The following is a 9,883-nucleotide window of genomic DNA, read 5'->3' as shown; positions in this document are numbered from 1 at the left end:
CGTCGAATTGAACGGGGTACTGCGAGTAGTTGGTGATCTCGATGCCGCGCACCGAATACACCCGGTGCGACATGGACAGCAGGGCGATCGGGAACAGGTCGCATCCGAAGCCCGGCTCGATGCCGGAGGAGTAGATGGCGCTGTTGCCGGTGCGGCAGGCGTCGCGGATGGGGTCGAGGAAACGCTCGGAGAGCGAACCCTTCTCGTAGACTAGGCCGGGCAGCGACGTCGTCACGATGTTCTTGCCCGCGGCCAGGATCCGGCAGAAGTCGGCGAGCGCTTCGCTGGGCCGGGGGCCCGCCGGCGCGGCGTACATGATGCAGTCGGCGTCGCCGTTGAGCAGAGCGTCGACGTCGCGGGTGGCCGTTACGCCCAGGGGGTCGATACCTGCGAGGGTCCCGATGTCCTGACCGTCCTTGGCAGCCGAGTGAACCCATGCTCCGACGAGTGCGAGGTTGGGCCGGTCGGCCGCCGTGCGGATGGCATAGCGCCCGACGCCGCCAGTCGCCCACACCACGACCTTGTATGTCTTGCCCGTCGTCGACCTCAAGGCGAATCCTTTCTGGAAATACTGGCTCAGCTAAACGATAACGAGTGTAATGTTTTTGCGTGGCCGAATACGCGAATGAACCGAGTCGAGCAACCAGCGTTCATCACGTGGTCTTCGCGGTGACGCCTGAACAGCTCTCTGAAACACTTCAGTTCTTCTCCGAGTTGGGCTTTCGATTCCAGACCATCGAGCTCGAAGACGTGGGCCTGCGGGTGTTGCTGGATTGGGACGGCGGTCTTGAATTGGTGACCCCGCTGTCCTCCGGGGCTGACGTCGCTGGTGGGGTGGCGCAGTTCCTGGAGCGCAACGGCCCCGGCGTGTATTCGGTGGTGGTCCGTGTCGGTGACACCCCGGCCGCTGAGCAGGTGGCGCAGCGTTACGGTGCGCAGACTCGGTTCCAGCAGCACCGCGGCGGTGACGGTTACGAGCTCGACGAGATCGAGCTGTCGGTGCTCGGGCTCCCGCTGACGTTCCTGTCCACCGATCTGCCTTAGCCCTGCCTTACCCCCGTTTAGCCGCCGCGCGACTCGACATAGGCGGTGATCACTTCGACCAGCGACTGGCGGTCGCGGGAGGAGTCCACGGGTTCTGGCCACACCATCTGTGCGACCACCAGCCCGCGCAAGGAGGCCCAGATGAGGTTGCCGATCCGGCCGGCGTGCGGCGCGGAAAGACCTTCTCCCAGGTGACGGCCGAGGCCTGTGAGTGTGGCCATCAGGTCGGCGAGGTGGGTGTTGGCGACGGCGTCGCGAAGGCCGCGGGTCGCGATGAGGATCTCCAGGGCGGCCATCGAGGTGGGACTGGAGAACGCGTCCCAGATCGTGTCGATGACGAACGCGGTGCGCGCCCGCACGCTGCCCTGGCGGACGGCTGGTGGCGGTAGCTCGTCCAGAGCGGCGAGCAGTTCGCCGAAACCCTGGTCGACGACGGCCATCAGCAGGCCGTCCAGATCGCCGAAGTGGTACTGGACGACGCCCCAGGTCAAACCGGCGCGGTGGGTGATGTGCCGGACGCTGGGTGGGGCGAATCCCTCGTCGAGGATGCAGCGCACCGTCTCGTCGATGACTGCCGTGCGGGTGCGTTCGGCTCGGGCCTGGGTGCCGGTGGGCGGCCGGCGAGGTGCGGTCATGGCCTTGGAGTTACCACAGCACGCCCCGCACGTGGTCGGTCGGCCGCAGATCATGGGCGGCAAGGATTCCGCTGGGAGCCTGGCACACTGCGTCGATGACGTTGACGGCGCGGGCTGCGGTGGCGATGACCCCGCCCTGGTTGTGGTCGATGCCCGATGTGCCCACGTGGGTGTTGATCTCGATGCCGGGGCTGCCCTCGATGATGACGCGGTGCACGCCGGGGTGTCCGTCGGGTGGATAGGCCCAGTCCGGTGCGGCGGCATCGGTGAGCCGGTTGACGTGTTCCATGGTGATGATCACTTCCCCGCCGCGTATGCCTTCCACGGCGAAGCGGATGGCGGCAACCTTGCCGGGTTCGACGTTCATCATGGTGCACTCGATCGGATAGGGCGTGACCCACTTGTCATAGCGTTCCCGGACCTCGTCGAGCTCAATATCGAGATCGGCGGCGAGGCTGCGCACCTGAGCGCCCCACATCGACGCTAGGACACCCGGCGAGAAGAGGATGGGGGTGTGGTCGGGTGTGGTGCCGAAACCGAAACTGACACCGGTGAATTCGGCGTCGTCATAGCTTCCGTAGTCGAAGATCTCCTGGACGGTGATGGCGGTGGCCCGAGCGGCCAGGCTCAACGCCGTGTAGACCAGCGTGTCGCCGGAGAACCCCGGGTCGATTCCGTTGATGTACAACGTCGTATCGCCCTCGGAACAGGCTTGTGCCAGTGGCTCGCGCAGCCAATCGTCGGACTGGTCCGGCGCCACCAGCCAGACGAACGACGTTCCAACGACATTCGTGCCCGTCCGCAGAAATCGACTGATCTCGTGCAACGCTTCGTGCGGGCGGGTCTCGGCTTGGGAGGTGTAGACCACGCAGTCCGCGCTGAGGGTTATCAGCGCGTCGATGTCGTCGGTGGCGAGCACTCCGGTGGGCCGGTCGAGACCGCATAGGTCTGCGGCGTCGCGGCCGATCTTGTCCTGCCCGCGTGCGTGGACGCCGACGAGTTCCAGGTCGGGACGTTCGATGATGCTGCGTAGCGCGTGGACTCCGACATTGCCGGTGGAGAACTGGACGATCCGACGGGTCACTGCGGTCCTTTCAAGGCGGTCAGAGCAGGTCGGTAATGGTCTTCAGTCCGGCGTCGTAGAGCACGCCCGGTAGCATGCCGCCGTCGATTTCGATGGTCGTGCCGTTGATGAAATCGGCTGCTCCGGACGCCAGGAAGACACACGTGCGGCCGACCTCTTCCGGTTCACCGCCACGTTTGAGCGGTAGCGCGTCGAAGTACGTCGAGCCCATCGGGTCGTCTTTGGGCAGGACGAACGAGCGGAAGTTGTCGGTGATCGTCGGTCCGAGCGCCACACAATTGACCCGGGCCGCCGGGCCCCACTCTTCGGCGAGTGACCGAGTGAGGTGGTTGAGTCCTGACTTGGCCGCACCGTAGGACACCAGTGTCGGCGAGCCCGCGGGATGGCCCGCGCCGCTGGAGACATTGATGATGCAGCCGGTGCCGTCCTGGTCGCGCATTTGGCGGTATACGCGGATGGCGAACCACAACGGACTGATGAGGTTCATCTGGACGGCGAACGCATGAAACAACACGGTGCGCTCGAAGTCGTCGTCGGAGCGGGGCGCGCCTTGGATGCGCGACACCAGGTCGGGAACGTCCTCGGCGTGCGGCGTGGGGACCGTCCCGCCAGCGTTGTTGACCAGGATGTCGACTCGGCCGTAGCGCTCGACCACAGCGGTGACCATCGCGTCGATCGCATGGTAATCGCCCTGATCGCAAACCATTTGGTGGGAACGTTCAGCCCACCCCGGCTCGACGACTACGCCGGGAATGGTGTTCAGCGGTGACCGCGAGCACCCGACGACGGTGGCGCCGGCGCGCAACAGTTCATGGGCGATGCCCACGCCGACACCCCTGCTGGTTCCAGTGACGATCGCGACCTTGCCGTCGAGCACACCCATGGTCACTGCCCCTTGCCGTTCGATGCCGGCGGTGCAAAAGCACCGCGGTGGAAAAATTACAGATGTAATCATTATGGGGCAAGAGCATGACTTGACTTGGTCACTGTCACCCGCGCGAGAGGAGTCGCAACGATGAGCCAAGAACCGTTGGATCACCCAGAGCAGCCGTACAAAGTGGTGGTGTGGGCGACCGGACGCGTCGGACGGTTGGCCATCCGCGCGGTGGCGGACCGCCCGAACCTTGAACTGGTGGGCGTCTGGGTGCACTCGGAATCCAAGGACGGCAAGGACGCCGGCACGATTGCCGGCATCGATCCATTGGGCGTGGCTGCGACCCGCGACGACGCAGCCATTCTGGCAGGCGACGCGGACTGCATCATCTACACCGGGCCTGCGACCAGCCGCCCCCGCGAGGCGATCACCGACTTCTGCCGCATTCTGGAGTCGGGCAAGAACGTCGTCACCACGTCGGTTCCGGGCCTGGTCTACCCACGAGGTTCTATCAAGGACTCGACCGTGCAACGCATCGTCGACTCAGCGATAAAAGGTGGCAGCTCGATCTATTCATCAGGCATCGAACCAGGGTTCGGTTGCGATCTGCTGGCCGTCGCGATGGCATCGATGTCGAATCGGATCTACTCGATCCGAGGCTTGGAGATCACCGATTACTCGCGTGACAACACCATCTACGAAATGCGAGAGCTGTTCGGCTTCGGTCAGCCGATGGACTATCGAGGCGGGATCATGATGCCCGGCGTGATCAAGTACGGCTGGGGCGCGGCGGTCACCATGGTCGCCGAAGCACTCGGCGTGGAGCTGGACGAGATTCGCGAAACGTGCGAGTTCGCGCCGTCACCGCGGCGACTGGAGACCCTGTCCGGGGTGATCGAATCCGGCACCGTCGCAGCGGTCTGGTTCCGCTGCATCGGCGTGGTCGACTGCCAAGAAGTGATCACGATCGAACACGTCGACCGGATGGCAGCGGACGTAGCACCGGACTGGCCGAAGAGCCGTGCCGGCGGCATCGACGGCGTGTGGCGCGTGATGATCGAAGGCGAGCCCAGCTTCGACGCCGAATTCGAAACCGGCTTCAACTCCGATGAGGACTCCACCGACCACGGCCTGCTCGCGACCGGTATGCGCGCCATCAACGCCGTCCCGTGGGTATGTCACGCGGCCCCAGGCCTAGTTGATGCACTACACATCCCGCTAACGCCGGCGATCGGTTCGCTCCGCCCACGCCGAGACGGAATCCCCACGATCGAAGGTCATCACGACGCCCGGATGGGAGCATAGGAGGCTCTGCGTTCACGGTCTGCTCCGTGACCGACGGCCTTGTGGCGAGTCCGAAACTGAGTCAACCCGGTTTTAGAGTCGGGTTGTTGTTGTTCCGGATTCAGTTGATCTCGCAGGTCACCGGGTTGTGGGTGTGCCTGCATCGAGCAGCGTACTCGGCCGGGGTGAGGTAGCCCAGAGCCGAATGGCGGTGCCGATTTGTGCTCGCGTTTGAAGTCGCCGATGACCACCCGGGCTTCGAGCAGCGTGGTCCAGTGGTTCCGGTTGAGGCACTCCTTCCGTAGCCGGTTGTTGAACGATTCGACGTAGCCGTTGTTCCACGGTTATCCGGCTAATCGGGGTCGATCTTGGTCTGTGGCCACGGGTGTGGTGGGCTATTTGGCTCGGTTGGAGCGGTGGAGTTTTCGGAGTTGCTCTTCGTGGCGGCGTGCCTTGGCGGCGACGGCTTCCAGGGCGAGGCGGAGTTGGTCGATCTGCACTTGTAGTCCGGTGAGGGTGAGCGCGTCGCGGCCGTGTTGGCGATGTTGTTCGACGATGGCGCGCAGTTCAGGTCGCCGGTAGAGGGTGGCGCGGCCGATGCCAGTGTGGGCGGCCACGGCGTCGAAGGTGATGGCGTCGCCGGTGGTCAGCAGTGCCCGGCAGGCGCGTTCAACGCGAACGGCGGGTTCGTCGGTCACGGCGTGTCCGGTCGGTTCATCAGCTGGTCGAGGCGTTCGACGAGGCGGCGGTGGCGAGTGGCTTCCTGGCCCCAGCCGCGGGCGTCGGCATCGGCGGCCAGCGCCGCGGCGTCGGCACGCTGGGTGGCCAGGATCGGCAGGAAGGTCGATTCGGTGCGGAAGTTCGGGCAGTGCTCGCAGATGTTGGCGTAGGCGCAGGCTCCTTGGGCGGGGGTGCGCAGGCAGTATCCGCCGGCCAGTCGCGCCTTGATCGTCGGGGTGTCTTTCCAGTCGTTGCTGTCGGCGCTGATGTCGGTGATGGGCAGCGGGGTGCGCGACGGCAGCACGGGGCCGAGCTGGGCTTTGGCCTGGGTGAGCGCGCGTTCGTAGTCGGCGCGCACGGTTTCATCGAACAGCCGCCCATAACGCAGGCTCATCTCCGCCGAGACATGCCCGAGCATGGCCATCAGCGCCTGCAGCGACACCCCGGAGTTGATCAGCGCGGTGGCGTAGGTATGCCGAAGTTGGTGTGGCGTAACGGATTTCAATCCTACATCGGTGGCGGCGCGGATCAGTTCGTCGCGCAGGACGTCCACCGAGACGCGGCGTCCCTGGTGGGTGAGCAGGAACTGGACCGGCTTGCCGGTGCGCGGGTGCGGCAGCGGCTTGCCCGGCGAGCGGTGCGCGACGATCCGGTCGACCAGATCGAGGGTGTCGTCGTCGATGGGCACCATCCGCTCGGTATCGAGCTTGCCCAGCGGAACCTTCAACCAGGCCCCGGCGCCGGGCACCTCGTGCACGCAATCCAGTTCCAGGTCCAGCAGCTCGCCGATGCGCATCCCGGTGGCGCGCAGCAGCAGCAGCGCGTCGGCGCGCAGCCGGTTCGGTGAGGCGTGCAGCGCCGCCGACAGCCGCCGGTCGGCGTCGGGGGGCAGGTAGCGGGGCAGCGCCCGCGGGAGTCGCGGGACATCGCGCGCGAACACGAGTTTGCGGCCGGGCGCCTGGGCCCAGCCCCACTCGTTGATGTCATCGATCAGCCGCCCGACGGTCAGCACCCGCGAGCGCCGCTCGGAGGCCGACAGGGCCGCGCCGGTGCGCGGGTTGCGCGCGGCGGCCACCGCGGCCAGATACGGCTCGATGTGGCGTTGCCGGTCCAGTCCCGCCAGCGAGGTCAGCGCGGGGTCGTGTGCGGTGAGGAACCGCGCGAAGTGCCCGAGGCGGCTGGCGATACCGAGCACGGTCGACCGGGTGCGGGTGCCCGACGCACATTCCAGGTAGGCCACCAGCGAATCGGCCAATCCTGTTGGGACACCGGCGAAGTGCCGTCGCCACGGCCAACGCAGGTGCGCGGTGTTCTTCGCGGTCGGGGTGACCTGCCCACCCAGGTGATACAGAACAGCGCGGGTGGCATACAACGCGGTGCGGTAGTGCTGCAGCTGCCGCCCGTGCGCCTGCTCGCGCCCGGTGATCGCGGCGGTGAACTCAGCGGTATCGGCGTCGCCGAGCTTGCTGAGCGGGCGGCCGGTCTGGATCAGCATCCGCACCGCGACCTGGCTGGCCAGCCCGGCCGCGATCTGGGGCGAGTAGCCTAATTCGGTTGCTGCGGAAAGGAATCGGGTCACATCACCGGCCAGCGGGCTGGCCTGCGCCTCCCGCAGGATGGCGGACAGCTTGCGTTCGAGCAGATAGTCATAACCCGGCCGCAGGTATCCGGCCAGCATCAGATAGGTCAGCAACGGCCGAACCGCAGAACCGGCCGACAGCCGCACCGGCAGCGGCTGCTCGGTCCACGCCTGCGGATCGGGCCAGCGGGCCAGAAACGCGCGGGCCGCCCCCAAAAATGATCGATTCCCCGCACCCCGCGCGGCCAACGCGCACAGATACCCGGACAGCAACTGCTCGCCATGCGGCGCCGGCCGCCACGCGCCAGCCCCCTCAGCGGGCGCGCTGGCGATCACGAGCGGCATCGTAGGCGGCGCGCACATGCGCCGGGGACAAATGGATGTAGGCGGCCGAGGAGTCGACGTGGTCGTGGCCCATCAGCGCCTGCAGCACCGCCAGGTCCACCCCCGCCTCGGCCAGCGCGGTGCCGAAGGTGTGCCGCAACGCGTGCGGATGCCCCGCCGGCACACCGGCTTTCATCCGGTGGTAGCGGAAAATCGTACGCAACCCCGCCGCCGTCAGCGGCCTGCCCCGGTTGGGGCCCTTCGCAACCAGAAACAGCGTGTCACACTCGGATTCCGGGCGCTCGGCGAACAGGTAGGTCTGGATCAGCCCGGCCACGTCCGGGTCCAACGGAACCCGCCGCTCCTTGTCGCCCTTGCCGATCACCCGCACCCAACCGCGGCCGATGTCGACATCACGCACCCGAAGGCCGAGCACCTCGGCCGACCGCAACCCGGACAACAGCATCAACCCGGCGACCGCGCGGTCCCGCTCGGTGCGCAGGCTGCCCAACAGCGCCATCGTCTCCTTGCGGTCCAGACCGCGCGGCAGCCGCCGCGGCTCCCGCACCCGTAACCGCGACCGCTGCTTGGGCTTTCGCAGGTGAGCCAGCAAGCCACTCTGCTCCCCAGCGGCCATGCGGCGCGCCGCTGGCCCGTGCGGCAGCGGGTTGGTCGCCGACCCGTCCCGCATCCCCCGATAGGAGAACAACCCGGAGATCGCGGCCAGCCGACGATTGATCGTCGTCGCCGCGTAACCACTGTTGCGGCCATCGCGGATCGAATAGACGTTGCCGCCCGGCCGGCCCGGCGTCGACGCCGAACGACAGAACGCCAAGAACCGCAGCAGCACCTGCGTGGTGACCGCGTCGACCGCCAGCCGCTCGGCGACCAGCCAGCGGGCGAACGCGAGCAGGTCGAACGCGTAGGCGCGCACCGTGCGCGGCGAGTAACCCCGGTCGGCCAGATAACCCAGATAGTCGTTGACCACATCCACACCACCCGGCCCCGACCCCACCAGCGACCAACGCCCCGCCCGCTCGACCGCACGCAACGACTCGACCGTCCGCTCTTCCGTCATGGCACTCACATATGCCAAACGTCTCAGCACGAATCAAGCACCCCAGGAAAATCGGCGTGTCGGAGCAGGTAGACAGTCACGATTAGCCGGTTAAGAGGGGCGTGCCGGGATATAGGACAACCCGACCTTTCCATCGCAGAACTGTTGCAGCGCTTGAGAAACCAACTCAGGACCGTTGTCCATGCGCAGCACCCTCGGAGGCCCGCCGGCGGCGGCGAAGACGCCCTCCAACTCGGCGACGAGCCGCTCGGCGGTGATGGAGCGTTCCACCACATGCACCAGCGATAGACGGGTGTGTTCGTCGATCATCGACGCGATTTTGATCGCCTTGCCATCGATGGTGGAGTCGAACTGGAAATCGATCGCCCACACCACGTTGGGGGCATCGGCGTCGATCGGCGGGATCGAGGACACCCCGGCCCGTTTCCGCGGGCTGTGCACCCGCACCTGCAGGCCCTCTTCTCGCCAGGGTCGGTGCACCTTCTTCTCGTTCACCTCACGGCGCTCGTCGTAGCGTAACGCCGCCCAGCCACGCCTGAACCCATGGCAAGGATGTTTGGCGGCGTAGGCGCGCAGCCAAGCCCCGCATCTCGGCGTCGGGATCGGCAGGGGTCTGCGCCACTGGCAGGCGCCGGTAGGTAGAACGGGCCAGCCCAACCGCCTTGCACGCCAACCGTTCCGACATGCTCAAACTGGTGGTCAGCATGTCGACGGCGCGGCGCTTGGCAGCTGGGCTCAGAATTTTCCCTTGGCCACCTCACGCAGCGCGTCCTTTTCCAGTTCGGCTTCGGCCAACAGCCGCTTCAGCCGCGCATTCTGCTCGCGCAGTTCCTTGAGTTCCTTGGCGGCGTCGGTGTCCATCCCGCCGTAAGCGCGGCGCCAGTTGTACAGCGTCGCCGCCGACACGCCCAGCTCGGCGGCGATCTCCTCACCGATCTTGCCTTCGGCAGCCAATTCGTCAGCTCGGCGCAGCTTGCGCACGATGTCCTCCGCGGAATGCCGCTTCCGACCAGCCATCTGCTCATCGTCCCTTCCAGCCCACAATCTGGGCCACAGGACTCTAAAACTGGTCGGACTCATTCACCGGGAACGCGCCATACCGACCTGATGCCGACCACTTGGCTTAGCCTGAATCCGTGGATGGGCCGGGGATTTGATCGGCGTGTGAACAGCGAAAATGCCTTCTGGCCTGGGAAAATACGAGTGCTGACGTCGTAATTGTCCAGAGCCCGAGAAGGCACTTTCGATGCACTCATCGTAT

General features: G+C 66.3%; 10 protein-coding genes and 2 pseudogenes. 2 read left to right on the top strand and 10 right to left on the bottom strand.

The genetic code is table 11. The annotated features are described in order from the left end of the window. Positions 1 to 550, bottom strand: a pseudogene (locus tag VKI00_RS20490) (dihydrodipicolinate reductase); the annotation flags it as partial. A gap of 59 nt (positions 551 to 609) precedes the next feature. Between VKI00_RS20490 and VKI00_RS20485 the strand changes: the two are divergent. Beyond that, the gene (locus VKI00_RS20485) at positions 610 to 1,044 is read left to right on the top strand and encodes a hypothetical protein (protein ID WP_324440648.1); all 435 of its coding nucleotides are present in this window, start codon (positions 610 to 612) and stop codon (positions 1,042 to 1,044) included. 17 nt (positions 1,045 to 1,061) lie between these two features. On the opposite strand, the gene VKI00_RS20480 is transcribed toward VKI00_RS20485, so the two are convergent. From VKI00_RS20480 to VKI00_RS20470, 3 genes are read right to left on the bottom strand one after another with little or no spacing between them, the layout of a single operon-like run. Then, positions 1,062 to 1,679, bottom strand: a complete 618-nt coding sequence (locus VKI00_RS20480) for a TetR/AcrR family transcriptional regulator (protein WP_324440646.1) — start codon at positions 1,677 to 1,679, stop codon at positions 1,062 to 1,064. Between the two features lie 10 nt (positions 1,680 to 1,689). Then, positions 1,690 to 2,763 (bottom strand): dihydrodipicolinate reductase, encoded by a 1,074-nt coding sequence (locus tag VKI00_RS20475; RefSeq protein ID WP_324440644.1) that lies wholly within the window; start codon positions 2,761 to 2,763, stop codon positions 1,690 to 1,692. Positions 2,764 to 2,782: 19 nt separating this feature from the next. Next, positions 2,783 to 3,646, bottom strand: coding sequence for an SDR family NAD(P)-dependent oxidoreductase (locus tag VKI00_RS20470; RefSeq protein ID WP_324440642.1), 864 nt, complete (start codon positions 3,644 to 3,646; stop codon positions 2,783 to 2,785). A 132-nt stretch (positions 3,647 to 3,778) separates the two neighbouring features. Here VKI00_RS20470 and VKI00_RS20465 point away from each other — a divergent pair, with 132 nt between their 5' ends. Further along, positions 3,779 to 4,942, top strand: coding sequence for a dihydrodipicolinate reductase (locus tag VKI00_RS20465; RefSeq protein ID WP_324440640.1), 1,164 nt, complete (start codon positions 3,779 to 3,781; stop codon positions 4,940 to 4,942). Between the two features lie 100 nt (positions 4,943 to 5,042). Here the strand turns inward: VKI00_RS20465 and VKI00_RS20460 are convergent. From VKI00_RS20460 to VKI00_RS20435, 6 genes and pseudogenes are all read right to left on the bottom strand, one after another. Continuing rightward, positions 5,043 to 5,265 (bottom strand): annotated as a pseudogene (locus VKI00_RS20460) (integrase core domain-containing protein); the annotation flags it as partial. A gap of 51 nt (positions 5,266 to 5,316) precedes the next feature. Continuing rightward, complete coding sequence (locus VKI00_RS20455; RefSeq protein WP_324440638.1) at positions 5,317 to 5,619, bottom strand: hypothetical protein; 303 nt, start codon at positions 5,617 to 5,619, stop codon at positions 5,317 to 5,319. After that, positions 5,616 to 7,565: a tyrosine-type recombinase/integrase gene (locus VKI00_RS20450; protein ID WP_414687251.1), complete on the bottom strand. Its 1,950-nt coding sequence runs from the start codon at positions 7,563 to 7,565 to the stop codon at positions 5,616 to 5,618. The genes VKI00_RS20455 and VKI00_RS20450 overlap by 4 nt, the downstream gene beginning before the upstream one ends. Next, positions 7,534 to 8,622 carry a tyrosine-type recombinase/integrase gene (locus VKI00_RS20445; RefSeq protein WP_324440634.1) on the bottom strand — a complete coding sequence of 363 codons (1,089 nt, stop codon included), beginning with the start codon at positions 8,620 to 8,622 and terminating at the stop codon, positions 7,534 to 7,536. The genes VKI00_RS20450 and VKI00_RS20445 overlap by 32 nt, the downstream gene beginning before the upstream one ends. A gap of 90 nt (positions 8,623 to 8,712) precedes the next feature. After that, on the bottom strand, positions 8,713 to 9,117 hold the full coding sequence (locus tag VKI00_RS20440; protein WP_414687250.1) for a DDE-type integrase/transposase/recombinase: 405 nt from the start codon (positions 9,115 to 9,117) through the stop codon (positions 8,713 to 8,715). 240 nt (positions 9,118 to 9,357) lie between these two features. Next, the gene (locus tag VKI00_RS20435; protein WP_324440630.1) at positions 9,358 to 9,639 is read right to left on the bottom strand and encodes a transposase; all 282 of its coding nucleotides are present in this window, start codon (positions 9,637 to 9,639) and stop codon (positions 9,358 to 9,360) included. Between the last annotated feature and the right edge of the window lie 244 nt (positions 9,640 to 9,883).

Source organism: Mycobacterium sp. (genome assembly GCF_035314665.1).
In the GTDB taxonomy this organism is placed as follows: domain Bacteria; phylum Actinomycetota; class Actinomycetes; order Mycobacteriales; family Mycobacteriaceae; genus Mycobacterium.
Note: the sequence above shows the minus strand (reverse complement) of the source record. Positions and strands in the feature narration are given on the sequence as shown.

Bases quoted from the DNA above. Each gene is read 5' to 3' on its own strand.
- VKI00_RS20480 (WP_324440646.1), bottom strand. From the start codon at position 1,679: ATGACCGCACCTCGCCGGCCGCCCACCGGCACCCAGGCCCGAGCCGAA.
- VKI00_RS20470 (WP_324440642.1), bottom strand. From the start codon at position 3,646: ATGGGTGTGCTCGACGGCAAGGTCGCGATCGTCACTGGAACCAGCAGG.
- VKI00_RS20465 (WP_324440640.1), top strand. From the start codon at position 3,779: ATGAGCCAAGAACCGTTGGATCACCCAGAGCAGCCGTACAAAGTGGTG.
- VKI00_RS20450 (WP_414687251.1), bottom strand. From the start codon at position 7,565: ATGCCGCTCGTGATCGCCAGCGCGCCCGCTGAGGGGGCTGGCGCGTGG.
- VKI00_RS20445 (WP_324440634.1), bottom strand. From the start codon at position 8,622: ATGACGGAAGAGCGGACGGTCGAGTCGTTGCGTGCGGTCGAGCGGGCG.
- VKI00_RS20435 (WP_324440630.1), bottom strand. From the start codon at position 9,639: ATGGCTGGTCGGAAGCGGCATTCCGCGGAGGACATCGTGCGCAAGCTG.